The sequence below is a fragment of the Streptomyces sp. NPDC104367 genome (assembly GCF_055583825.1).
In genome coordinates, this window is the sequence record NZ_JBVJND010000011.1 from 213,082 (window position 1) to 237,595 (window position 24,514).

Annotated in this window: 19 protein-coding genes, 1 other RNA gene and 1 pseudogene; 11 read left to right on the forward strand and 10 right to left on the reverse strand. The window is 70.8% G+C overall.

From position 1 onward, the window contains the following. Positions 1–52 precede the first annotated feature (52 nt). Positions 53–1,624, forward strand: a complete 1,572-nt coding sequence (locus ACZ619_RS19015; protein WP_469600023.1) for an alpha-L-arabinofuranosidase B — start codon at positions 53–55, stop codon at positions 1,622–1,624. Here ACZ619_RS19015 and ACZ619_RS19020 read toward each other — a convergent pair. Then, positions 1,602–2,816: a sensor histidine kinase gene (locus tag ACZ619_RS19020; protein WP_469600025.1), complete on the reverse strand. Its 1,215-nt coding sequence runs from the start codon at positions 2,814–2,816 to the stop codon at positions 1,602–1,604. The genes ACZ619_RS19015 and ACZ619_RS19020 overlap by 23 nt on opposite strands. 386 nt (positions 2,817–3,202) lie before the next feature. Between ACZ619_RS19020 and ACZ619_RS19025 the strand changes: the two genes are divergently transcribed. From ACZ619_RS19025 to ACZ619_RS19035, 3 genes are read left to right on the forward strand one after another with little or no spacing between them, the layout of a single operon-like run. Beyond that, the gene (locus ACZ619_RS19025; RefSeq protein WP_469600027.1) at positions 3,203–4,060 is read left to right on the forward strand and encodes a MaoC/PaaZ C-terminal domain-containing protein; all 858 of its coding nucleotides are present in this window, start codon (positions 3,203–3,205) and stop codon (positions 4,058–4,060) included. 29 nt (positions 4,061–4,089) lie between these two features. Further along, a complete protein-coding gene (locus ACZ619_RS19030) occupies positions 4,090–5,166 on the forward strand; it encodes a Zn-dependent alcohol dehydrogenase (protein WP_469600028.1) in 1,077 nt (358 codons plus the stop codon). Between the two features lie 10 nt (positions 5,167–5,176). Further along, complete coding sequence (locus ACZ619_RS19035; RefSeq protein ID WP_469600030.1) at positions 5,177–6,121, forward strand: 3-oxoacyl-ACP reductase; 945 nt, start codon at positions 5,177–5,179, stop codon at positions 6,119–6,121. A 94-nt stretch (positions 6,122–6,215) separates the two neighbouring features. On the opposite strand, the gene ACZ619_RS19040 is transcribed toward ACZ619_RS19035, so the two are convergent. Beyond that, the gene (locus ACZ619_RS19040; RefSeq protein WP_469600032.1) at positions 6,216–6,368 is read right to left on the reverse strand and encodes a hypothetical protein; all 153 of its coding nucleotides are present in this window, start codon (positions 6,366–6,368) and stop codon (positions 6,216–6,218) included. A gap of 96 nt (positions 6,369–6,464) precedes the next feature. After that, the gene (locus ACZ619_RS19045) at positions 6,465–7,706 is read right to left on the reverse strand and encodes a hypothetical protein (RefSeq protein WP_469600034.1); all 1,242 of its coding nucleotides are present in this window, start codon (positions 7,704–7,706) and stop codon (positions 6,465–6,467) included. A gap of 188 nt (positions 7,707–7,894) precedes the next feature. On the opposite strand from ACZ619_RS19045, the gene ACZ619_RS19050 reads away from it, so the two are divergent. Genes ACZ619_RS19050 through ACZ619_RS19060 form a run of 3 tightly spaced genes read left to right on the forward strand, consistent with a single transcriptional unit; the run spans position 7,895 to position 10,924 of the window. After that, on the forward strand, positions 7,895–8,734 hold the full coding sequence (locus tag ACZ619_RS19050; RefSeq protein WP_469600036.1) for a Nif3-like dinuclear metal center hexameric protein: 840 nt from the start codon (positions 7,895–7,897) through the stop codon (positions 8,732–8,734). Continuing rightward, the gene (locus tag ACZ619_RS19055; RefSeq protein ID WP_469600102.1) at positions 8,731–9,474 is read left to right on the forward strand and encodes a zinc ribbon domain-containing protein; all 744 of its coding nucleotides are present in this window, start codon (positions 8,731–8,733) and stop codon (positions 9,472–9,474) included. The genes ACZ619_RS19050 and ACZ619_RS19055 overlap by 4 nt, the downstream gene beginning before the upstream one ends. 19 nt (positions 9,475–9,493) lie before the next feature. After that, positions 9,494–10,924, forward strand: a complete 1,431-nt coding sequence (locus ACZ619_RS19060; RefSeq protein ID WP_469600037.1) for a bifunctional RNase H/acid phosphatase — start codon at positions 9,494–9,496, stop codon at positions 10,922–10,924. On the opposite strand, the gene eda is transcribed toward ACZ619_RS19060, so the two are convergent. Both eda and yaaA read right to left on the reverse strand, forming a co-directional pair. Next, entirely contained in the window at positions 10,896–11,543 is a 648-nt protein-coding gene (gene eda, locus ACZ619_RS19065) for a bifunctional 4-hydroxy-2-oxoglutarate aldolase/2-dehydro-3-deoxy-phosphogluconate aldolase (RefSeq protein WP_469600104.1), read from the reverse strand. The two genes, ACZ619_RS19060 and eda, sit on opposite strands and share 29 nt — an antisense overlap. Positions 11,544–11,630: 87 nt before the next feature. Further along, a complete protein-coding gene (gene yaaA / locus ACZ619_RS19070; RefSeq protein ID WP_469600039.1) occupies positions 11,631–12,413 on the reverse strand; it encodes a peroxide stress protein YaaA in 783 nt (260 codons plus the stop codon). Positions 12,414–12,548: 135 nt separating this feature from the next. On the opposite strand from yaaA, the gene ACZ619_RS19075 reads away from it, so the two are divergent. From ACZ619_RS19075 to rnpB, 4 genes and pseudogenes are all read left to right on the forward strand, one after another. After that, positions 12,549–13,985 (forward strand): RNB domain-containing ribonuclease, encoded by a 1,437-nt coding sequence (locus tag ACZ619_RS19075; protein WP_469600041.1) that lies wholly within the window; start codon positions 12,549–12,551, stop codon positions 13,983–13,985. Between the two features lie 465 nt (positions 13,986–14,450). Next, positions 14,451–15,221: a helix-turn-helix domain-containing protein gene (locus ACZ619_RS19080; RefSeq protein WP_469600105.1), complete on the forward strand. Its 771-nt coding sequence runs from the start codon at positions 14,451–14,453 to the stop codon at positions 15,219–15,221. A gap of 79 nt (positions 15,222–15,300) precedes the next feature. Beyond that, positions 15,301–16,023 (forward strand): annotated as a pseudogene (locus tag ACZ619_RS19085) (DMT family transporter); the annotation flags it as partial. A 115-nt stretch (positions 16,024–16,138) separates the two neighbouring features. Then, an RNA gene (gene rnpB / locus ACZ619_RS19090) (RNase P RNA component class A) lies at positions 16,139–16,543 on the forward strand. Between the two features lie 517 nt (positions 16,544–17,060). Here rnpB and ACZ619_RS19095 read toward each other — a convergent pair. Genes ACZ619_RS19095 through ACZ619_RS19115 form a run of 5 tightly spaced genes read right to left on the reverse strand, consistent with a single transcriptional unit; the run spans position 17,061 to position 23,993 of the window. Further along, a complete protein-coding gene (locus ACZ619_RS19095; RefSeq protein ID WP_469600043.1) occupies positions 17,061–20,180 on the reverse strand; it encodes an SUMF1/EgtB/PvdO family nonheme iron enzyme in 3,120 nt (1,039 codons plus the stop codon). Continuing rightward, positions 20,171–21,367: a hypothetical protein gene (locus ACZ619_RS19100; RefSeq protein WP_469600045.1), complete on the reverse strand. Its 1,197-nt coding sequence runs from the start codon at positions 21,365–21,367 to the stop codon at positions 20,171–20,173. Before ACZ619_RS19100 ends, ACZ619_RS19095 begins: the two co-directional genes overlap by 10 nt. Positions 21,368–21,411: 44 nt before the next feature. Beyond that, the gene (locus tag ACZ619_RS19105; protein WP_469600047.1) at positions 21,412–22,566 is read right to left on the reverse strand and encodes a prenyltransferase/squalene oxidase repeat-containing protein; all 1,155 of its coding nucleotides are present in this window, start codon (positions 22,564–22,566) and stop codon (positions 21,412–21,414) included. A gap of 6 nt (positions 22,567–22,572) precedes the next feature. Next, positions 22,573–23,541, reverse strand: coding sequence for a radical SAM protein (locus ACZ619_RS19110; RefSeq protein ID WP_469600049.1), 969 nt, complete (start codon positions 23,539–23,541; stop codon positions 22,573–22,575). Between the two features lie 38 nt (positions 23,542–23,579). Beyond that, positions 23,580–23,993 carry an NUDIX domain-containing protein gene (locus tag ACZ619_RS19115; RefSeq protein WP_469600051.1) on the reverse strand — a complete coding sequence of 138 codons (414 nt, stop codon included), beginning with the start codon at positions 23,991–23,993 and terminating at the stop codon, positions 23,580–23,582. Positions 23,994–24,514 lie beyond the last annotated feature (521 nt).

Genomic DNA, 24,514 nt, shown 5'->3' on the forward strand with positions numbered 1-24,514 from the left:
CCAGAACCCGCACCGCCCTACGAGGAACAGGAAGAGGTGCACCGTGTTCTCAGTGATCCCAAGAGCCGCACGCCCAGGTCCGGGGCGAATCAGGAGAGCCGTCCTGTCCGCGCTCGCCGCGTTCGCGACCGTCGCCGCGCTCGTCGTCGGGGCCGGCGCCCCCGATGCCGCCGCCGCCAGTTCGCTGCCCTGTGACGTCTACGCCGCCGCCGGCACCCCGTGCGTCGCCGCGCACAGCATGGTCCGGGCGCTGTACTCGTCCTACAGCGGCTCGCTCTACCAGGTGCAGCGCGCCTCGGACAGCACCACCGCGAACATCGGCCTGCTGGCCACCGGCGGGTACGCCAACGCGGCCGCCCAGGACTCCTTCTGCGCTGGTACGACCTGCATCATCACGAAGATCTACGACCAGTCCAGCAAGCACAACGACCTCACCGTCGAGGGCGCGGGCGGGGCCGGCGCGGCCGACGTCGGCGCCCCGGCGGACGCGCTGCCGGTGACCGTCGGCGGGCACCAGGTCTACGGCCTGGAGATCTCGGCCGGCATGGGCTACCGGGACAACGCCACCTCGGGGGTCGCCACCGGCGGCGCCGCCGAGGGGATGTACATGGTCACCTCCGGCACCCATGTGAACGGCAGCTGCTGCTTCGACTACGGCAACGCCGAGACCAACAACAAGGACACCGGCAACGGCCACATGGACGCCATCAACTTCGGCACCGAGTGCTGGTTCTCGCCCTGCTACGGCTCGGGCCCCTGGGTGCAGGCGGACCTGGAGAACGGGCTGTTCCAGTCCAACCTCGGCTACAGCACGAACTCGTCCAACACGGGCACCGGGGCGATACCGTTCGTCACCGCCCTGTTGAAGAACAACGGTCAGGACCATTTCGCACTGAAATGGGGAAACGCGCAATCGGGCGGCCTGACGACCACGTATTCCGGCAGTGAACCCACCACCAGCAGCGGTTACTCGCCGATGCAGCAGGAGGGCGCGATCGTCCTCGGCACCGGCGGCGACAACAGCAACGGCTCGATCGGCTCGTTCTTCGAGGGCGTGATGACGTCCGGCATCCCGACCGACGCCGCCGACGACAGCGTCCAGTCCAACATCGTCTCCGTCGGCTACGGCGGCGCGACCGGCTCCACCGGCAGCCTCGGCGCCGCCTCGGAGATCTCCCTCCAGGCCACCACGTCCTGCTGCACGACGGACTACGTCCGCCACCAGAACAACGCCGGCGTCCTGTCCGCCGTCACCTCCAGCAGCTCCACCCTCGACAAGAACGACGCCACCTGGATCGTCCGCCCCGGTCTGGCGAGCAGCTCCTGCGTGTCCTTCGAGTCCCGGAACTACCCCGGCGACTACCTGCGCCACTACAACTACAAGATCTACCGGCAGCCCATGGACGGCACCACCACGTTCCGGCAGGACGCCACCTTCTGTCCGACGACCGGCAAGAGCGGCACGGGCACCTCGTTCGCGTCGTACAACTACCCGACGAAATACCTGCGCCACTACGACTACAACCTCTACATAGCGAGCGACGGCGGCTCCAACGCCTGGGACAGCGCCACGTCGTGGACCGACGACGTGAGCTGGGCCGTCAGCTCGCCCTGGGCGCCGTAACGGCCGCCGCCGGGGCCGGTGAGCCGGGGACCTCGGCGGGGAGTTCCGCGGTGACCGTGAAGCCGCCGCGCGGCGACGGGCCGGCCCTGAGGGAGCCGCCCGCCGCCGCGAGGCGCTCGGTCAGCCCCGTCAGTCCGGTGCCGCCGACCCCCTCGCGGCGCGGCTCGGCGGCCGCCGCCGTACCCGGGCCGTCGTCGGCCACCGTCAGCCGGACCAGGTCGGCGCCGCCGCCGACGGAGATCTCGCAGCGCGCGGCGGCGCTGTGCCGGACCACGTTGGTGACGGCCTCGCGCACCACCCAGCCGAGCAGTGCCTCCGTCTGCGGGGCGAGCGGCGTCCCGGACCGCCGGACCACCGGCTCGATGCCCGCCGCCGCGAGGACCGAGCGGGCCCGGGTGAGCTCCGTGGTCAGGCTGCCCTCCCGGTAGCCGGTCACCGCCTCGCGGATCTCGGTGAGCGCCTGGCGGCCGACCGACTCGATGTCGCGGACCTGCGCCAGCGCCGCGTCCATGTCGCGGGGCGCGATCCGCCGGGCCGCCTCCGACTTCACCACGATCACCGAGAGCGTGTGCCCCAGCAGGTCGTGCAGGTCCCGGGAGAAGCGCAGCCGCTCCTCCTCCACCGCGCGCCGGGCCAGCTCCTCGCGGGCGGCGCGCAGGTCCCGCACGGCCTCGGAGAGGGAGAGGATCGCCGCGGTGACCATCGTCGACAGGAAGGTGCCGTAGGCGATCGTGACGGCGTCCGGGCCGTCCCGGTGCCAGGAGACCGCGCACGCGAAGGCGGCCAGCAGGATCCCGGTCCGGCCCAGCCAGGGGCCGCGCAGCACCGCGCCCGTGGCCAGGCCCAGCAGCGGGAAGAACATCAGCCAGTCGCCGCCGTAGCCGAGCGCCAGTCCCGTGGTCAGCAGGCCCATCAGCAGCAGGGCGACCCGGGTGGAGAGGGACTCGCGGGCCTCGCGGCGGAAGGAGCGGAAGGTCACGTAGACGTACAGGGAGTTGAAGGCGAGCAGGCCCAGGCCGCCGATCCACGGGTTGGGGGTCCTGCCCTGGAGGAGGTTGGCGAAGGAGCCCAGTCCCATCAGCAGCCAGGGCAGCAGGGAGAAGCCGGTGGCCGGCGGGCCCGGGTGCCCGGGTGAGGTGCGTGCCGTTTGCCGGGCGTCCGCCCGGCACTCCGCCTTCCGCCGCCACGACATGTCCAGGTTCCCCCGATCCGCGTGTTCCGCCCGATCCGTGTGCTCCGTCGGTACGACCCTACGGAAGGCGGCCCGCGCGGGGCAGGGGCGGACGTACGGTCCCGGGCAGGACAAATGTCACGGCCGCAGACGGTCCGGGCGGCGACACATCTGACACTACGTCAGGAGACTTCACAACTGCGGAGCGCTGGGCTATACAAGGGGCGCTGGACTGGAACGCGTTCTAGGCAGGGTCCGGCGGATCAGGCCGGCGGACCGGGACGGTGCCAGGGCCCGCGACGCCGGCGGGATCCGACGGGCACCCCCTGGAACCGCCCGTGGACGACCTCGGTGCGGTCGACGGTGCGGACGGCCGTGCCGAGGTCTTGAGACATCTCAGGAGCGGTATGCCCATCGACGCAGCCAAGGCCCTCGCCGCCGAACCCCGGTCCGGGGAGATCGGCTGGGAGCGCAGGGACGTCCAGCTCTACCACCTCGGCATCGGCGCGGGCCGGCCCGCCACCGACCCCGACGAGCTGCGCTACACCCTGGAGTCCCGGCTCCATGTGCTGCCCAGTTTCGCCACCGTCGCGGGCGCCGGCTCGCCCGGGGTGATCAGCGGACTGTCCATGCCCGGCATCGACGTCGACCTCGCCAGGGTGCTGCACGGCGGCCAGTCCCTCACCCTGCACCGCCCGATCCCCGTCGCGGGCACCGCCACCGCCACCGGCCGTATCGCCGCCGTCTACGACAAGGGCAAGGCGGCCGTCCTGGTGATGCGCACCGAGGTGGCGGACGCCGACGGCCCGCTGTGGACCAACGACGCCCAGATCTTCGTACGGGGCGAGGGCGGCTGGGGCGGCGACCGAGGCCCCGCCACCCGCCTGGAGCCGCCCGCCGGCGAACCCGGCCGGACCGTCGAACGGCCGGTCCGCGAGGACCAGGCCCTGCTGTACCGCCTCTCCGGCGACTACAACCCGCTGCACGCCGACCCCGAGTTCGCCAAGCTCGCCGGCTTCGACCGGCCCATCCTGCACGGGCTGTGCACCTACGGCATCACCCTCAAGGCGGTCGTGGACACGCTGCTCGGCGGGGACGTGACCCGGGTGCGGTCGTACGCGACCCGGTTCGCCGGGGTGGTGTACCCGGGGGAGACCCTGCGGATCCGGATGTGGCGCGGCGACGGCGAGGTCCGCGTCGAGGTGAGCGCGGCCGAGCGCGACGACGCTGCCGTCCTCACCGACACGATCGTCGAACACTCTTGAACCAGTGAGCAGTTGAGGGGAGCCGCACCATGCGCGCAGCCGTACTGCACGAGATCGGCCAGGAGAAGCTGGAGGTCCTCGACGACGTCGAGGCGGTGGGGTTCGGGCCCGGCAGGGTGCGGATCAGGGTGCGCGCCACGGGGCTGTGCCACTCGGACCTGTCGGCGATGAGCGGGGTGCTGCCGCAGCCGGGGCCGTTCGTGCCGGGCCACGAGGGCGCGGGCGAGGTCCTGGAGGTGGGGGAGGGCGTCACCCGGGTGAAGCCCGGCGACCGGGTGGTCGTCTGCTGGCTCCCGGCCTGCGGGGCGTGTCCGGCCTGCCGGCGCGGCCAGACCGAGCTGTGCCTGGCCGGCTTCATGAACGCCGGCACCCCCAACTTCCGGCGCCCCGCCGGTGACGTCTTCGGCTTCGCGGGCACCGGCACCTTCGCCGAGGAGGTCGTGGTCGACGCCGGGTGCGCGGTCCCGATCCCCGACGACGTGCCCTTCGACATCGCCGCGCTGATCGGCTGCGGGGTGACGACGGGACTCGGCGCGGCCCTCAACACGGCCGACGTGGAGGCCGGTTCGTCGGTCGCCGTCATCGGGTGCGGGGGCGTCGGCATCTCGGCGATCCAGGGGGCGCGGCTCAAGGGCGCCGCCGAGATCGTCGCCGTCGACCCGGTCGCCTCCCGGCGCGAGTCGGCGCTCGGGTTCGGCGCCACCAGGGCCGTCGCACCGGACGAGCTGCCCGGCGCCAAGCAGGAGGTCACCGCAGGCGAGGGCTTCGACTACGTCTTCGAGGTCGTCGGCAGGTCCGCCACCGCCCGCACCGCGTACGAGAACACCCGGCGCGGCGGCACCCTCGTGGTCGTCGGCGCCGGTGCCATGGACGACTTCCTCCAGCTCAACATGTTCGAGCTGTTCTTCGACGAGAAGCGCATCCTGCCGTCCATGTACGGCGGCGGCGACGTGGTGCGCTCCTACGAGCGGACCATCGCCCTGTGGCGGGCGGGCCGCATCGACCTGGAGGGACTGATCACCCACCGGGTACCGCTCGCCGGGATCAACGAGGCACTGGACCAGATGCGCACGGGCACCGCCCTGCGCACCTGCATAGAGATCTGAGGGCCGCCGGATGCCGGACAGGCCACTGGAAGGGCTCAGCGCGATCGTCACCGGCGCCGGCCGCGGGCTCGGCCGCGGCGAGGCGCTCGAACTGGCCCGGCTCGGCGCTGCCGTCGTCGTCAACGACTTCGGGCAGCCGGGCCGGGACGGATCGGGCGGGGCGTCTACCGGCCCCGCCGAACAGGTCGCCGAGGAGATCCGCGCCGAGGGCGGCCGGGCCGTCGCCCACACCGGGGACGTCGCCGACTTCTCGCAGGCGCGAGACCTTGTCGCGCTGGCGACAACCCATTTCGGCAAGCTGGACATCCTCGTCAACAACGCGGGCATCCTCCGCGACCGCATGGTCTTCTCGATGACCGAGGACGAGTGGGACTCGGTGATCCGGGTCCACCTCAAGGGCCACTTCAACACCACCCGCTTCGCGGCCGCGCACTGGCGGGAGCGGTCCAAGGCGGCGGGCGGCGCGAAGGTCTACGGCCGGATCGTCAACACCTCCTCCGAGGCCTTCCTCGCGGGCTCCGCCGGACAGCCCAACTACGCCGCGGCCAAGGGCGGGATCGTCGGGCTGACCACCTCCACCGCCCTCGCGCTCGCCAAGTACGGGGTCACCGCCAACGTCATCTGCCCGCGCGCCCGCACCCGGATGACCGAGGACGTCTTCGCCGGGTTCGCGCAGCCCGCCGAGGGCCTCGACCCGCTGGCGCCCGAGCATGTCGCCCCGCTCGTCGGCTATCTGGCCTCACCGGCCGCCGAACGGATCAACGGCCAGCTCCTCGTCGTCCACGGCGGCATGGTCGCGATCGTCGAACGACCGCGCGTCCAGGCGAAGTTCGACAGCAAGCAGGACACCTTCGACTACGACGAACTGGACGCCCTGATCACCCCGCACTACGCGGACCGCCCGGAGGGGGAGACGTTCGCCGCGGCGGAGGTACTGGGACTGAAGCGCCAGTAGCCGCGGTCCCGGGAGAACGACAGCGGGCCCGGCCCCGGGAGAACGACAGCGGCTCCGCCCCCCCGAGGGGGCGGAGCCGCCGCTGTACGTACCGTCAGGCCGCCGACTCGGCCGGCTCCTGCTTGCGGTGCCGGCCGCTGGGGGCCGTTTCGCTCTCCTGGCCCGAGACCTGACCACGGTGCCTGCCGTGGCCGTCAGGCTCCGGAAGGCCGGCGGACGGCTGCTGGGACGTGCTGGCGTCGCTCATCGGAAGAATTCACCCCGTCAACATGATCTTTCTTACAGCGCGGCGAGTTTAGCCAACCCACCACGGGGCGGATCCAGGCGGGCGCGCCGACCGCGGCTACTTCGTTACAAGCCCGCGCCCGTTCGTTACGAGCCGGGCCAGCGGCGCCTGCTGAAGGGGCACCGGCCGGGCCACGGCGGGCTCCGGGGGATCCGGTTCCGACGGCTCCCCGGGCGCCCCCGACACCCCGGCAGCAGTCCCGCCCCGCTCCGGATCCCCCGCACCCCCGTGCTCCCCCGCGCCCCCCTTCTCCCCCCAGGGCACCACCACCGCCGCCACCCCGCACGGGACCTCCCCCGTGGCGTACGGCAGCCGCAGCACCCCGTCCTGCGTCCACACCCCGGCGCCGCTCAACCACCCCTCCGGCGCCGGGAGATGGCGCACCCCGCGCTGCCCGGGCCGCCAGGCGCCCAGCCAGCTGCCGGACGCGCCCTCGATCCGCAGCGCGACCCCGCAGCCCTCCGGCGTCAGCACCTGCCCCGGCTGGATCGCGAACGGCGTCACCGTGCAGTCCGGGACCTCCGGCACCCGCAGGCTCTCCGGGAAGCGCACCGGCAGCGTGCTGCCGAGAACGCCCCAGCCCAATCGTTCCTGCCCCGGGCAGGGCGCGTCCGAGCCGACCAGGATCAGCCCGCTGTCCGGATCGGCGAGCAGCAGCCGGTCGTCGCTGTGCGCCGCGATCTGGAGCAGCGGCGACACCTCGCCGGCCCGCTCCAGATCGACCACGACCGCCTTGGTCCGCCCGCCCAGCTCCCGGTCCAGCGCCAGCATCCGCCCGGTCCGGTCCAGCCAGACCCCGCCCGAGCACCGCCCCGGGACCACCGCGAGCTGCTCCGGCCCGAAGGCCCCGCCCGCCACCAGCCAGACCGCCGAGGAACGCGGGCCCACGGCGAGCGCGTACGCCTCCCGGCCCCCCGGCGCGGGCGGCAGCAGCCGCAGCGAGGCACCCTCGTCCGGGCACTCCACCGCGCCCAGCGGCAGCTCACCCGTGCCCGGTCCGGTCGGGTACAGCAGGGCGAAGTGGTGCCGCCCGTCCGCCAGCCGGCGGATCAGCACCCGCCCGTCGCCCATCGGCTGCACCTCCGTCTCCGGCTCCTCCGGCTGGTTTCCCGGGAGCGGCACGGCGTAGGGCTCCGGGCCGTCCAGCGTCCACCGCTCCGGAAAGCAGGAACCATCCTGCTGAGCCAGCCGGGCCGCGTACGCCCCGTCCACCGTGATGGCGCACGTGATGGCGCAGCCCGCCCCCGGCGCGCTGTCTTCCTCGTCCGTCACCGAGGGTTCGATCGCACAGGCCGTCATCGTTCGGTCACCTCCGGCCACGAAGCTAGTTTTCGCACGCACAGGCGGGGGACCGGCCACCCATGGCTTCACACATACGGATGCACGCCCGGCGATTCACCTGAGGAAACCGGGACGGATGTGCTGAGCGCCGTCTCCCGCGGGCGAGCAGGTACAGCCCCGCGGAACAGGCAGGTAGCCTTTTCCCCGTGCCCCGTCTGTCAGAAGTCATCGCCGCGCTGGACAACCTGTGGCCCGCCGAGCGGGCCGAGTCCTGGGACGCGGTCGGCACGGTCGCGGGCGATCCCGACCAGGAGGTCGGCCGGGTCCTGTTCGCCGTCGACCCGGTCCAGGAGATCGTCGACGAGGCGGTGAAACTGGGCGCCGACCTGCTCGTCACCCACCACCCGCTCTATCTGCGCGGTACGACGACGGTCGCGGCCTCCCACTTCAAGGGCCGGGTCGTGCACACCCTCATCAGGAACGACATCGCGCTGCACGTCGCCCACACCAACGCCGACTCCGCCGACCCGGGCGTCTCCGACGCGCTCGCGGGAGCCCTCGACCTGCGCGTCGTGGGCCCCCTCGTCCCGGACCCCACCGACCCGGAGGGCCGCCGGGGCCTCGGCCGCGTCTGCGAACTGGACCACCCGGTCACCGTCCGCGAACTCGCCGCCCTGGCCGCCGCCCGGCTGCCCGCCACCGCGCAGGGCATCCGCGTCGCCGGCGACCCCGAGGCCGTCGTCCGTACCGTCGCCGTCAGCGGCGGCAGCGGCGACAGCCTCTTCGACGCCGTGCGCGCCGCCGGTGCCGACGCCTTCCTCACCGCCGACCTGCGCCACCACCCGGCCTCCGAAGCGGTCGCCCGAAGCCCCCTCGCGCTGCTCGACGCGGCGCACTGGGCCACCGAATGGCCCTGGTGCGAGCTGGCCGCGGCCCAGCTCGACGAAATCTCCGACCGCCACGGCTGGGACCTGCGCGTGCACGTCTCCAGGACGGTCACCGACCCCTGGACCAGCCACTCACCGTCCCTTGGAGCCCCCAACTGAACGCAGCGCCCGCCGACCAGATCCGACTTCTCGACGTCCAGTCGCTGGACGTACGCCTCCAGCAGCTGGCGCACAAGCGGAAGTCACTGCCCGAGCACGCCGAGCTGGACTCGCTGACCAAGGACCTCACGCAGCTGCGCGACCTGCTCGTGGCCGCGCAGACCGAGGAGAGCGACACCTCCCGCGAGCAGACCAAGGCCGAGCAGGACGTGGACCAGGTGCGCCAGCGCGCCGCCCGCGACCAGCAGCGCCTGGACTCCGGCAAGGTCACCTCCCCGAAGGACCTGGAGAACCTCCAGAAGGAGATCGTCTCCCTCGCCAAGCGTCAGGGCGACCTCGAGGACGTCGTCCTGGAGGTCATGGAGCGCCGCGAGTCCGTCCAGGAGCGGGTCGCCGAACTGACCGAACGGGTCGGCGCCGTCCAGGGCAAGATCGACGACGCCACCGCCCGCCGCGCCACCGCCTTCGAGGAGATCGACGGCGAGGCGGCCACGGTCACCAAGGAGCGCGAGGTCGTCGCCGCCTCGGTCCCCGCGGACCTGCTGGCCCTCTACGACAAGCTCCGTGGGCAGCAGGGCGGCATCGGCGCGGCCAAGCTGTACGCCCGCACCTGCCAGGGCTGCCGCCAGGAGCTCGCCATCACCGAGCTGGCAGAGGTCCGCAAGGCCGCGCCCGACACCGTGGTCCGCTGCGAGAACTGCCGTCGCATTCTCGTACGCACCACCGAGTCGGGCCTGTAGGAACACGTAAGGGGCGCACGTGGCAAGGGAGTTCATCGTCGAGGCGGACGGCGGCTCCCGGGGCAACCCGGGTCCCGCCGGCTACGGTGCGGTGGTGGTCGACGCGGCGAGCGGCGAGACGCTGACGGAGGCGGCCGAGTACCTCGGCGTCGTCACCAACAACGTCGCCGAGTACCGCGGCCTGCTGGCGGGCCTGCGTGCGGCGCACGCCCTCGACCCGGCCGCCGCGGTCCACGTCCGCATGGACTCCAAGCTGGTCGTCGAGCAGATGTCCGGCCGCTGGAAGATCAAGCACCCCGACATGAAGCCGCTCGCCCTGGAGGCGGGCCGGGTGTTCCCGGCGGACCAGGTCACCTACGAGTGGATCCCCCGGGCCGAGAACAAACACGCGGACCGCCTGGCCAACGAGGCGATGGACGCGGGCACCCGCGGCGAACAGTGGTCACCTCCCCTCCCCGCGACGGAACCGGCCGCGGACGGCAGGGGCGGGCACCCGCCCCTCAAGGGGCGCGGGGCCGAGACATGTGCGGCTCCGCCGCGCGGACGCGACCAGCCCCCACGCACCGGCACCGCGACGACAACGCGCACCGGCACCGCGACGACAACGCGCACCGGCACCGCGACGACAACGCGCACCGGCACCGCGACGACAACGCGCACCGGCACCGCGACGACAGCACGGACCGGCACCGCGACGACAGCACGGACCGGCACCGCGACGACAACGCGCACCGGCACTGCGACGACGACCGCCGAACCCGCCGCCGACACCCGCGCCGCCCGCAATGTCGCGAGCCCCGGCTGGAGCGCGGCCCCCGACATGGGCGCCCCCGCCACCTTCGTCCTCCTCCGGCACGGCGAGACCCCGCTCACCCCCCAGAAGCGCTTCTCCGGCAGCGGCGGCACCGACCCCGCTCTCTCCGACGCCGGCCTGGAACAGGCGCGCCGCGTCGCCGAGGCCCTCGCCCGCCGCGGCACCGTCGAGACGATCCTCGCCTCCCCCCTCACCCGCACCCGGCAGACCGCCGGCGCCGTCGCCGACCGCCTCGGCCTCGACGTGACGATCGAGGAGGGCCTCAAGGAGACGGACTTCGGCGCCTGGGAGGGCCTCACCTTCGCCGAGGTCCGCGACCGCCACCCGGACGACCTGAACGCCTGGCTCGCCGACCCGGAGGCCCACCCCACCGGCGGCGGCGAGAGCTTCGCCGAGACGGCCACCCGGATCGCGGCCACCCGCGACAGGCTCGTCGCGGCCTACGCGGGCCGCACGGTCCTCCTCGTCACGCACGTCACCCCGATCAAGACCTTCGTACGGCTCGCCCTCGGCGCCCCGCCGGAGTCCCTGTTCCGCATGGAACTGTCGGCGGCCTCCCTGTCGGCCGTGGCGTACTACGCCGACGGCAACGCGAGCGTACGGCTCTTCAACGACACGTCCCACCTGCGCCCCTGAGCCCCGCCGCCACCCGGGCCAGCGACTCCACCCGGTCCCGGTCCCGCGCCGCCACGGCGTCTGCCGGGACCATCCAGGTGCCGCCGACGCAGCCGACGTTGGGGAGGGCGGGGTACTCCGGCGCGTTCTCCGGGCCGATCCCGCCCGTCGGGCGGAAGCGGGCCTGCGGGAGCGGTCCGGCCAGCGACCGCAGATAGGCCGTGCCGCCCGCGGCCCGGGCCGGGAAGAACTTCATCTCCCGCACCCCGCGCTCCAGCAGCGCCACCACCTCCGAGGTCGTGGACACCCCCGGCAGGTACGGCACCCCGGCCGTGGTCATGGCCCCCAGCAGCCCGTCCGTCCACCCGGGGCTGACCAGGAACCGCGCCCCGGCCGCCACGCACCGCGCGACCTGCTCCGGGGTGAGGACCGTCCCCGCGCCGACCACCGCCCCCGGCACCGTGCCGGCGATCGCCCGGACCGCGTCGAGCGCGGCCGGCGTCCGCAGCGTCACCTCGATGGCGGGCAGCCCGCCGGCCACCAGCGCGCGGGCCAGCGGTACCGCGTCGGCGGCGTCCTCGATCACGACGACGGGGACGACGGGCGCGATATCCAGCACGGAGGTGGGCATGGCGCCCATCCTGACGAGCCGCCACAGGGTGTGCAATCAGCGTTGCGCACCCTGCAACGCCAGGGTGGTGTCAGTGGTGCAGCCGTGTCAGCGGTGTCAGTGGACCTCGGTCACCAGCACGTCCAGCGACCACCCCTGCCCCGCCTTCCCCGGCGCGGCCACCTCCACCTCGTACCCCAGCTCCCGCAGCGCCTCCACCAGCTCCGCCGGCCCGCCCGGCACGGCCCCGGCGGTCAGCAGGCTCCGCACGATCCGCCCCTTGGTCGCCTTGTTGAAGTGGCTCACCACCTTGCGCGTCGGCGCGTGCAGCACCCGCACCGTCGCCGTCCGCGAGGCCACCTCGCCCTTCGGCTTCCACGCGGCCGCGTACGCCGCCGACCTCAGGTCCAGCACCAGCCCGGACCCGGCCGCCTCCGGCAGCACCTCGGCCATCGGCCGCCGCCAGTGCGCCCCGAGCGCGCCCAGCCCCGGCAGCCTCACCCCCATCGAGCAGCGGTACGACGGGATGCGGTCCGTCACCCGGACCGCGCCCCACAGCCCCGAGAACACCAGCAGCGACCGCGCCGCCCGCCGCTTCGCCGCCGCGTCCAGCGAGGCCAGGTCCAGGGCGTCGTACAGCACCCCGGTGTAGATCTCCCCGGCCGGGCGCGCGCCCGCCGTCCGCAGCTCCGCGTTCTTCGCGACCTCGCCGCGCAGCCCCTCGCTCAGCCCGAGCACCTCGCGGGCCTTCTCCTCGTCGCCGGCGCACAGCTCGACCAGTTCGGCGAGCACGGCCTCGCGGGCCCCGGCCAGCCCGGGCAGGGACAGCGACTCCGGCTTCAGCGGGGCACCGCGGCCCGAGGACGCCTTGCCTTCCGAGGGCGGCAGCAGGACCAGCACACGTACTCCTCTTCCTCGGCCCCGCCCCGGCACCGGTCGGCGGCGTCGGGGCGGACGCCGGTCGTCGGCGTCCGTCAGGGGCACTGCGCGCCAGCGTAGAGCGCCGGACCGGCGCGATGTGACTACGCTCGTCGTATGCCCCGCCGCCACATCCGCGTGAAGGGCGCCCCCGAGGCTCCCCTCCGTGCCGCGCTCGCCGCGCTCCGGGCCGACCTCGGCGTCCAGGAGGGCTTCCTGACCGAGGTCCTCGCCGAGGCCGAGAGCGCCGCCCGGTACCCGGCGGTGCCGGGCCACGACGCGACGGACATCCCCTTCCTCACCGTCGACCCGCCCACCGCGAACGACCTCGACCAGGCGATGCACCTCTCCCGGCACGGCACCGGCTACCGCGTCCGGTACGCCATCGCCGACGTGGCCGCCTTCGTCGTACCCGGCGGCGCCCTGGACTCCGAGGCGCACCACCGCGTCAACACGCTGTACTTCCCGGACGAGAAGGTCCCGCTGCACCCCGCCGTGCTGAGCGAGGGCGCCGCCAGCCTGCTGCCGGACCAGACCTGCCCCGCCGTCCTGTGGACCATCGACCTGGACGGGGACGGCCGGACCCTGACCGCCGACGTCCGCCGGGCCCTGGTCCGCAGCCGGGCCAGGCTGGACTACGCGGGCGTACAGCGCCGGATCGACGACGGGACGGCAGAGGAGCCCCTCGCGCTGCTCAGGGAGGTCGGCCTGGCCCGCGAACGCCTGGAGGCGGAACGCGGCGGCATCTCCCTGAACGTGCCGGAGCAGGAGGTCGTCGAGCACGACCACACCTACCGGCTCAGCTACCGCGCCCCGCTGCCCGCCGAGGCCTGGAACGCCCAGATCTCCCTGCTCACCGGCATGACCGCGGCCGATCTGATGCTGGCCCACGGCACCGGCGTGCTCCGCACCCTGCCCACCGCCCCCGACGGCGCCGTCGCCCGCCTGCGCCGTACCGCGGCCGCCCTGCACATCGACTGGCCGCACCACGTCCCGTACTCCGCGCTGATCCGCTCCCTCGACCCGCAGCGCCCCCGCCACGCGGCCTTCCTCCAGGAGTGCACGACCCTGCTGCGCGGCGCCGGGTACACGGTCTTCCGGGAGGGCGCGCTGCCCGCGGTCACCACGCACGCGGCCGTCGCCGCGCCGTACGCCCACTGCACCGCGCCGCTGCGCCGCCTCGCCGACCGCTACGCCTCGGAGCTGTGCCTGGCCGCGGCCGCGGGGGAGGCCCCGCCGGACTGGGCGCTCATGGCGCTGGACACCCTCCCCAAGCAGATGGCCGAGGGCGCGCGGCGCGCGGGCACGGTCGAGCGGGAGTGCGTCGACATCGTCGAGGCGGCGCTGCTCCAGGACCGGATCGGGGAGGTCTTCGACGGATACGTGGTGGAGGTCGAGGAGCACCGGCCGACCGTGGGACGGGTGCAGTTGCGGGACCCCGCAGTCATCGGCCGCATCGAGTCCGCCACGGCCCTCCCGCTGGGCGAGCCCCTACGAGTACGGCTCACCCGAGCGGCCCCCGGCACGGCGAAGGCAGAGTTCACCCCAGCCTGAACCGCCCCGCCCCGCCTCGCCCAGCCGACCAAGACCAACCACCAACCCCCCACCGCCCCCTCTCCCACCCCACCTCCACCTCCGCTTCCCTCCCTCCTCCGGTGCCTCCCCGGCTCCTGCCCCGGCCCCGCCTCTGCTTCCCTTCTCCGGTTCCTCCCCGGTTCCCGCCCCCAGTCCCACCTCCGCCCCTTCCTTCCGTTCCTCCCCGGCTCCCGCCCCTCTCCTCCGCTCCCGCCCCTCTCCTCCGCTCCCGCCCCTCTCCTCCCCTCCGCTTCTTCCTTCTGCCTCCCTCCGATTCCGATGGCGGCGGACCTTCTCGCATTCCGATGGGGGTGGTCCTCGCGCGGGACGGGCATGGAAACGCGGCCCGGGGGCGTTGCAGGGTGGGGACGAAGGGGGTGTGCGGTGGCCGAACACGCACGGTGGACGAGGGCGAGGCTGGGCCGCTGCGGCCCGCCCCTGGACATGCTGACGGCCGACTTCGAACGGCACACCTACGCCCCGCACGCGCACGCGGAGTTCACCATCGGCGTCTGCGTCGGCGGCTCCGAGATCATCGGCTACCGGGGCGGTCGCATCCACACCGGCCCGGGTTCGATCGTCGTCCTGGCGCCGGGCGAGATGCACACGGGCGGCCCGGCCACACAGACCGACGGCTACGCGTACCGCGCGCTGTACGCGACCCCGTCGCTCCTGTCCGACGGCACGCTCACCCACGGCACCCCCCACTTCCGCGACCCCGTCATCAGCGACCCGGAGCTGGCCGCGGCCTTCCGCCGGGCCCAGGCCGACCTGTCCCTGCGCCCCGACCCCCTGGAAGCAGAGTCCCGGCTCCCGTGGCTGCTCACGGCCCTGGCCCAGCGGCACTCCACGGCGAGGCCGGCCGAGGCCCGCGTCCGCGGCGCCCAGGGCATCTCCCTGCTGGTCCGCGACCGGCTGGCCGACGAACTGGCGGCCCCGCCCTCCCTCGCCGACCTGGCGGCCGACTTCGGCCTCTCCCGCTACCAGCTGCTGCGCGCCTTCCGCACGACGATGGGCGTCCCGCCGTACGCCTGGCTGGCCCAGTACCGCGTGGAACGCGCCCGCGCGCTGCTGGAGGCGGGGGTGCGGCCGGCGGACGCGGCCCTGCTGGTGGGCTTCGCCGACCAGGCCCATCTCACCCGCTGGTTCCGCCGGGTCCTGGGCGTGACCCCGGCCGCCTACCGCAACAGCGTTCAAGACGCGGCACGGTCCTGACCGCGACGCTTCGTGCATGACTGCACGCGGCTGGCTCCTCTTCTCCCTGATGGGAGTGATCTGGGGCATCCCCTATCTGATGATCAAGGTGGCGGTGGACGAGGTGTCCCCGTCGACGGTGGTCTTCGCCCGCTGCGCCGTGGGCGCGGCCATCCTGCTCCCCCTGGCGGTGCGCCAGGGCAACCTGCTGACCATGCTCCGCGCCCACTGGCGCCCGATGCTGGCCTTCGCGTGCATAGAGATCATGGGCCCGTGGTTCACCCTGACCGACGCGGAACGGCACCTGTCCAGCTCGACGGCGGGCCTGCTGATCGCGGGCGTCCCGATCGTGGGCGTGGTGGCGGCGAGGTACTTCGGCGGCGAGCGCGAGCACCTGGGCGCCCGCCGGATCGCGGGCCTGCTGATCGGCCTGGCGGGAGTGGGCGTCCTGACCGTCCCCCACCTGACCGGCGGCGACGCCCGCTCGCTGGGCGAGGTCCTGCTCACGGTGATCGGCTACGCCACGGCCCCCCTGATAGCGGCCCGCCGCCTCAAGGACGTCCCCACGCTCCAGCTGATCGCCCCCTGCCTGACCCTGGCGACCCTGGTCTACGCCCCCGCAGCGGTGGTCACCCGGCCGTCCTCGATGCCCTCGACGAACGTGCTCCTCTCCCTCCTGGCCCTCGGCGTCCTGTGCACGGCCGTGGCCTTCGTCGCCTTCCTGGAGCTGATCAAGGAGGTGGGCCCGACCCGGTCCACGGTCATCACCTACGTCAACCCGGCGGTGGCGGTGGCGGCGGGCGCGCTGTTCCTGGGGGAGGGCTTCACCGCGACGATCGCCGTGTCCTTCGCGCTGATCCTGACGGGCTCCGTGCTCGCCACGATGGCCTCGGCACCGAAGGGGGCGGCACGCCCGGTAGCATGGTCGACACGGCAGACGAGCCGGGCGGACGGCCGCGTGGAGTCCCCCTAGGGGGGCTTCCCGAGGAACGTCCGGGCTCCACAGGGCAGGGTGGTGGCTAACGGCCACCCGAGGCGACTCGCGGGACAGTGCCACAGAAAGCAAACCGCCGGGGACCTCGGTCCTCGGTAAGGGTGAAACGGTGGTGTAAGAGACCACCAGTGCCCAGGGTGACCTGGGCAGCTAGGTAAACCCCACCCGGAGCAAGGTCAAGAGGAGCGCCGTGAAAAGCGCTCTGCGGGGACGTTCGAGGGCTGCCCGCCCGAGCCCCCGGGTAGACCGCACGAGGCCGGTGGCAACACCGGCCCTAGATGGATGGCCGTCACCCCGGCTCCCGCGAGGGACCGGGGCACAGAACCCGGCGTACAGCCCGACTCGTCTGCCGCCACCAGCGGCTTCGCCTGGGAACAGCCCCCTGACCTGTGCCGGAGGTTCCTCTCGATCTTTCCGAAGCCAGCCGCGTCAGGCGGTGGAAGGCCCCGACGCCTCCGATGTTCCATGGTGTCGCGGCACCACGACGCCGATACGCAGCCGTGCTGTGTTGTGCGAGGATCGCGAACCCAGCGGCCGAGGTAAGGACCCCGAGTCTCGCCCCCGTACGCGGGCCCAGGCGCGAGCGCGTCGAATCGCAGCGGCACGAACCGGGACTTCCCTTGCCGGCGTGCCGGGACGCCTGGATCCACGGACACTCGCACCACCGGCCGCTGCCCACGGCCCATGTACGTCCCCCGGCGGCCTCAGCCCCTGGCGTGCCTCGTCCTCGAAGCGGACGTGGGCGCCCAGGCGGGCTGCGGCGCCGTGACGTCGCCCGCAGATCCCGCGCGAGGTCCTCGGTCCCGTGAGCAAACTCCTCAGGTGATACCTCTCCAGGCATCCCGACGGTGCCGGAACCAGTTGATTCAATGAAGTCGTTTCATCACCCGGAAGCCGACATCCCATTCACGGTCCGTCTCGCGCACGGTCACATTCGTACGCGTCTTGACAGAACACCAGTAGTGCGCGAAAGATCCACCCTTGATCGAGACGTACTCGTCTTCAAACGACTTCCTGCGCAGCCCGCGAAGCCGTCTCGTACGCCGGGTATCGCTGTCCGGTGTGCAGAGCTCCCAGACGTTTCCCCCGCAGTCGAAGAGCCCGAAGTGGCTCATACCTGAGGCGAAGACGCCCACCGCAGTCGTGGTTCTGATCTCTGCCTGCCTGCTATTGCTTCGGTTGGTGGAGAAGTCGCTTCCCCAGGGATATCCCTCGAAGCCGTCACTCGATCTTGCCGCTGCCATCCACTGCGGAACGGTGGGGAGCGCCACCTGCTCCCCCCTCCGTTCTCCCAGCCAGGCGCAGAATGCGAGTGCCTCGTGGTAACTGATGCCGACGATCGGATGGTTGGGAAAATCGAAAGGTGGCCCGTATTGCTCGGGCGCACACCACCCGAACTGGTCCCGACAGGAGATGCCGCGCCTCGTCCAGTGACCGTCCTTGCCGTAGCCGCCATCGCGTAGGAAAACCTCGTAATGCGCGTTTGTGACGGGATACCTGCTGATGTGAAAAGCCGGTACGGAAACGGAAACGGATTCCGAAAGAGCGACTACTTGTTCCGGTATGAATGCCCACGCGATGGCGGGCACACTGGTCGTCATCAGGTGGCCTACGCCAACGCCTGGACGGTCGTCACCGACGATACCGAGGGCGCGGCCGAGCGCCGCCAGTTCCGCCGGTGGACGCGCTGAACTCTCGGCGAGCCGCTGCTTGACCACACCGCGAATGATCTGCCGCGCCGACTCGGCGGGCAGATTGCCATTTTCCTGGATGCACATCGCCGCTGTCTCCGGCTGCGCCTGTCCGAGCCAGGAAACAAGTGGATCCAGGCTGCCGTGGTACCTGGGAACAAATCCCAACGTGGCCCGCCACGGCGTTTCCACCCACCATGCCGTCGGATCGATGTACTCGTCCACGGATACCTGGTCTGGAATGCGGATGGACAGGGCTGAGGCCGCGAAGTAGTCACGGATCACGCGGTGCCGGAATGCGACGCTTGAGCTGTCCTGTTCGACGATTCCGGCCACTACGGCAGCTTCGATGAGACCGGCCGTCGGCGCCTCTCCCGCACAGGCTGCCGCGGCGGTCGCAGAACCCAGAGCGTGGTGTTCCCGGCGTTCACGAATCAACTGCACCGCAAAGGGGGCGAGACCGGAGAACAACTGCTCGATCGTGATGTCGCGGTACCCCACTTCCGCGTGCAGTCTGCTCCACAGCGATGCGACCAGATTATGGAGGATATCCGGCTTCGACAGATCGAGGTACTCTCCCTTGCGGCGAATGGTTACCATGGCGCGCAGCAAGAACGGAGTTCGCGCCAGTTGAAGAGCAGCGGGTGGATCACGCAGCAGCTTCAGGCGGAGTGCCGCCACCTCACCGGGAAGCCTTCGAGGTACTGCGGCGGAGAGGGACCATATCTGTTCCGGAATACCCCCGGCAGCTCGCCAGTTGTCCCGAACCACTTCGTAGTCACGCCCGGCGAGTTGCCAGAAGACCTCCTCCGCCGCGCTCGTGCCCAGTTCGCATTCAAGGTGACGCAAGACTTCGGGCGGGTCCAGGGGAAGCAACTCCACCTCCACACAGTTCGGCACTGACCAGTCGAGGCCGCGGGCTGCGCGGGCCGACAGGATGATCGACGCGTTCGGGTGGGCACGCATGAAATCGAGCACAGCGGCCTGTTGCTGGGGTGTCATCTCGTCGAACGCGTCGTAGTAGAAGGCGCATTGGTAGAGGATTTCGTCCAGCGTGACGCTGTGGAGAAAGGGCACCGCATCACGGAGCATGCCCCCGATGTCGGCGAATCCACGAGGCGGATCGCCGTGGCGGGTCACCAGCACAGGTATCGCCGACTCGTCGGGTTGGTACTGGCGGCACTGTGCCAGCGCCAGGAGGTCCAGCAGGACGCTCTTGCCCATTCCGGGCGCACCGCTGACGATCATCCTGCGCACCGCTGTGCGGCGCACATAGTCGACTACGTCCGGGACCAGGGTGTGTTCGGCGCTGATGGCCGTGGACCGTACCTGTGCCCTGGTCACCACCGACGACCGCTCCAACGAGTCGAAGGACGGTCCCATGCCGCTGAGCCGGATCTCGCCCATGAGCCGGCTTTCGAGCTTGAGTGTCAGCCGCTGCACATGCTGCCGCGTGTCCGACACCGGACTTGCCGCGGCCGCCGCCGCCCAGGGGACCAGCTGATCCGACCGTACGCTGCCGTCGTGGCCTCGTGACGAGTAGAACACCGGCACCTGCGTGGTTTCCCCGGTGGCCCGCAGCTGTTCGAACTCGGCTCGGACCTGCAGGGCGACGTCGTCCATGTCGGGCAGCTCGCCCGGCGTGGCCGGCAACTTCCGGAGCAGCACTGAGGAGAACCGTCCTGTCCCGGCGCTCGTGAGGTTCGCTGCCAGGTCGCCTTCCCTGGTGGCGCACAGAGTGAACTGGTCCGTCCGGCCCAGTTCTCCCCGGGGAAGGGACATGGTCGGCAGCCCTCGACGCAGCTCACGGTAGGAAACGAAGCGCCGGCACGCGTCGACCATCAGGATCTGACGCTTGACCTTGGTGAACGTCGTCGAGCGAAAGGCCCTCATGAGATCGTCCAGGTCGAGGTTGCGCAGTACTTCCTCGTGCGCGTCGCCGGTGAACAGGCGCAGATGGCCCTCGGGGTCGGTGATCCCGTGACCGCCCCAGAAGAAGAAGAGGACGTCGCACGGCTGGTCTCTGACCACGTCGAGCAGTGCGGCGTGGACGGCGTCACACGTCGGCTCTCCGACGCTCATGCCTGTCCGCTGCCGCCAGTCGTCCATCGCGGACGGGTCGGCGCTGTTGGCAAAGAGACTGATGTTGGCCGCGGGCATGCCCATCGCCAGCAGCCAGTCCGTGAACCGGAGCGCGTCGGCCGCCGGGCCCGTCAGTTTCCATGTCGGCCCGGCTGCGTAGGTCTCGACGCCCACCACCATTGCCCGAGCGTGCAGGAACTCGTTCACGGGCATGCGCTGAGCACAGCCTCGCAGCACTGGCTGTTGAACCAGTACGCGCTGTGGCAGCGTGGGAACGGCTGGCCGTTGTCGACTCGGACGTCGCGAACCCGGTCCTCGAACAACGGGGCGGCGGCGTATGCGAGAATGTCGTTCGGGTCGTAGACGTTGACCCATTCGGGGAAGTTCGGTGGGAGTGGAGCGCCGGCGCGCAGGCCCCACAGCGCGTCGAGTTCCCAGAACAGTGGCGCCGCAGTGCCCACGGTGACGAGACGGACGTCAGAGTGGTCGCTCGTGGCGAACAGGTCGACGCAGATGATGCCACCGAGGCTGTGGGCGATCACCGTCACCGGTGGCTCCAGCGTACTGATGCAGTCGGCGACGAACTTTCGGATCGCGGCACCGTCGCGCTGGTAGACCAGGATGTCACCGGCGACCAGAGCAGCGGAGTCCGTGAATGCCGCCCGTCGCCGTGACACGTAGGAGGTGGTTCGGCCCGCGAAGAACGTCCCGATCCGCTGCTTCGCCCAGCTGCCGATCACGCCGCGATGCTCGTGGTCCGTGGCCTCGAGGAGTGTACGGATGAATCCGTCCCTGCACTCCGGGTCGTAAACGACTCGTAGGCCGGAGCAACCTTCCTGCTCCGCTCGTCGTAGTGCCTCGGCAACCGTCGCCCGGACCACGACCGGCCACAGACCGACCGCCTCGACGTCGCCGACCTCCAGATCGCCGAAGGCCTCCGACATGACAAGCGTGCGGCAGGCGGCGGCGAATTGTTCGGCGAGTCCGACCTCACTGAACAGCTTCTCGATCCGGTCGGACGCCGCGAACCGGCGGTACCTCTGCTGCAGGGCCCGGCCGGCCGGCTCCCGGCCCGGGTGGAAGCCTCCGTCCTGGGAGTCCAGCCCCTCCGTCAGCACCAGCAGACGGAGCTCGAAGAGGGGATCATCCTGCAACTGCTCCCACACCAGGGTATCCACGTCGTCCGGAACGCCGTCGGACTCAGCACCGCGTGCCTCGTCGGGAACAGGTATCGAGGCGCCATGGGCAAACAGTTCGCTTCCGTACCGACCGCCCCAGTAGCAACCGTGCACCGTAAGGTCCGGGCGCTGGGTGCGCAAGGAACGGGATATCGCGTCGAGAGTGGTGTCGAAGGAGTTCGCCCGCACGCCCGTGCCGTGCACGAACAGGACAGCCGTCATGGTTATCCCCCTCTTGTGTGTCACTGCGGCGAGCGACAGCGGGCCTATGTCCTTGCCATGCGCTGCTCGATGGTCCAGCGGATGGTGCGTCGGTGCCATGCGTGCGCCGTCTGCAGGGCCAGCGCTGTTGTGAAGGTCAGGGGTTCACCCGTACCCACGTACGGAACGGCCTTGACGTAGCGGCCCTGTCGGCCGTCACCCATGACCGGAAACTCCCAGCCGCCGGGCTGGCGAGTCGTGCGGAGGAACTGGAGCGGTCCCAGGACCAATCGGTGGAACGGGTCCACGTCGAGCTGTAGCAGCGCCAGCGGAATGGCAGGGGTATAGCCTTGCAGCGCGATGGCCTCGCGGGAGTCGGGCAGTGTTCCCGCCGCGATCTCCAGGCTGGCCGCGCAGGATGCGCTGCCGACGGCTTTCGACAGCGCGCGGAGACCAGAGCGCAGCAGGTCACCGTTGTCGATGCTGTCGCACCGTCGAATGGCCCAGAGGGCCATCGCACTGCTTGTCGGCTCGGCTTCTCCCGCTTCTGTGTGCCACAGACCGCTCCGTCTTCGTCTGGCCCGTTTCAGATATCCGACCGCGGCGTCGATGGCGGCATGCACGGAGGTGTTGTCCATCCGGCGTGATCCTTCATCGAGGAGTTCCGCGGTCATGCGCAAGGTGTTCGCGCACACTGCGGTGAGGAAGACGGAGGGAGGGTTGCGGGCGTCCCGGCTGAAACCCCAGGCGCCGTCTTCGTCCTGCGCGTCGATCAGCCACCGCACCGCAGAGGCGTAGCGCTCGGTGTTTCCGCCCTTGTAGCCGGTCGAGATGAGTGCCCAGAGCGACATGGCCGTCGCCCAGACGTTCCGTGAGACCGCGCTCCAGCACTCGGCTTCGGGGTACTTGCCATCCTCGGCGATGCCGGCGGCGAGCGCGTAATGAGTTGACCAGAGGTATTCGTGGATCCGCCTGCGCATCGAGGCGTTGAGGAGACCCATGCGGTGCAGGGACAGGAGAACCGTCGCGGTGGTCTCGGGAAGTGACTCCGAAGGAGTGCCGATCTGTTTGGGGACCCCGCAGTCCTGGTTGAAGGACGAGAGAAGCGGCTCGACCAGGTCGTAGAGCGGGCCGCCCCAGAAGTGCTGCGAGTAGTGAAGGTCCCAGTGACGCGTGCGTTCCCGTACGAAAGCCAGGTCGTCATCCGTCCAGATCTTCATCGGCGTTCACTGGTCATCGACGACCAGCCCCCGGCTCAGGCGGGTTTTCTCCAGCACACAGGGCATCTCCAGTCCTGCATCGGCTACGGCGGCGTGCAAATCCGGGTTCACATGCCGGAGAGCCGGGCAGTGAACGGGGCTCGTGTGCGAGCACAGCACCGACTCGGTTCTACGGTCTTGCCGACTGACGAGCTGGCTTCCGGACCAGGTATAGGAATGCGCGTCCGGGACATCTATGAACATGGGACACAGGAACACACGTCCGTCCGGCAGGAAAAGGAGATTGTCCTGGCTGCGCACGGCGCAGGTTCTTCGGTGGCCCTCTGCCGGGACGAATGTGCGCTCCAGGCGAATATCCATCGAAAGCCCCGCCGACTGATCCTCCCATTCCTGGATCAGCGCCTGCCATTCGGGTACGGACAGCACGATTTCCGGTGTGGCGAACCCGCGGTTGGACACGTAGTGGATGTTGACCCAGGTGAGCCCCAATCGCTCACACAGGCGCAGGATGTTGCCGGCATCGTGCGCGTTGGTCCTGCTTACGGACATGATGCCGAACAACTGATAGCCGCGCTCCCGTGCGTATGCGACGTTGGCGATCATGCGGTCGAATGCCCGCTTTCCCCGGACGGCGTCATGGGTTTCGGGGCACGAGCCGTCGATACTCACGCCGACGACGGGTAGTCGCATGCCGTCGAAGCGGTCGACGAACGACCGAAAGCCGTGCAGGCCATTGGTGACGAGCCGTGCGTGGAGTCCCTGCTGCTGGACCAGGTGGACCGCGTCGACGATGCGGGGGTAGAGGGTCGGTTCGCCGCCGAGGAACGTGACTTCTTCCGTCTCCCACTGCTGCCGAGCCGCTGTGATCAGTCGTGTGAGGGACTCGTATGTGAAGCTCTGGGCAGTCGACAGGTTGTCGCCCACGAAGCAATGGATGCACCGGAGGTTGCACCGGTAGGTCACGTAGATGTCCACGGAACGTACTCGCACGGAAGCCCCCCGGTTCCTGGTCACTACTTCACGGTGCGGTACGCCTCTGTCTCGCGGAAGCCGGCGAGGAAGCCCATGGCGTCCAGACTGTCGATATCGGCCTTCTCCGCCCAGATGAACTGGTCGTGGTCGGCCGGATCGAGCTGTACCTCGCCGCCCACATAGCGGCAGAGGAAAACCGTCTGGAACGTCTGGCGTTGCGGCAGGGTGGCAAGATTGGTGTACGCGTACAGCAGACGCTCGACACCGACCTTGATCTTCGTTTCTTCAAGGACCTCGCGGACGAGTGCGTCTTCCAGGGTTTCGCCAGGGTCGACGGTTCCACCGGGCAGGTCCCACTTCAGTGGCATGTAGTCGTCGACGGCGGCCCTTCGGGTCGCCAGAAAGCGTCCGTTACGCTCGATGAGGGCGTGCGCCGCCCCGTAGAACAAGGTCAATTTTGAATTCGCCTTCCGTGTGCGCTCGGCTCCTGCGGATCCTGTTACCTAAGTGGAGGCCCGGGAAGCCTGAGAAAAACTTGGCGCTGATCGATGGATGCCTGTCTTCGACCCGTCAAGGTTAGCGCCAACTCGCGTCCGTGCAAAGCTACTTGGACTACATCGTAAGTGATCTTCATATTTTATTTTTTGTACAACGGTAACGATTGCAAATTAAATCCGGCGGGTCGTCCGGTGGGTGTGATGCCCCGAATGCGCCGGCTGTCCGGCCCGGGTCCGTCCCGCCCGGACGCTGGGTGGCTTGAGGCACCGGATCTGGGGGCAGGCGCTGCCGCGGGCTCGGGGATCCGGCGCTCGGGGACGCTCGACGGCCTGGGTCCCGAGGCCGGGCTGCCGGATGCGTCTTCGGCGCGGTCTCGGAGCTTCACGGCCGTCTCCGCGCGGCCGCGGACGAGCGCCGACGGAACCGTTCTGTAGTTACCGCTTCACGCAGTGGTGTGACGACCGTAGGATTCGTGCCC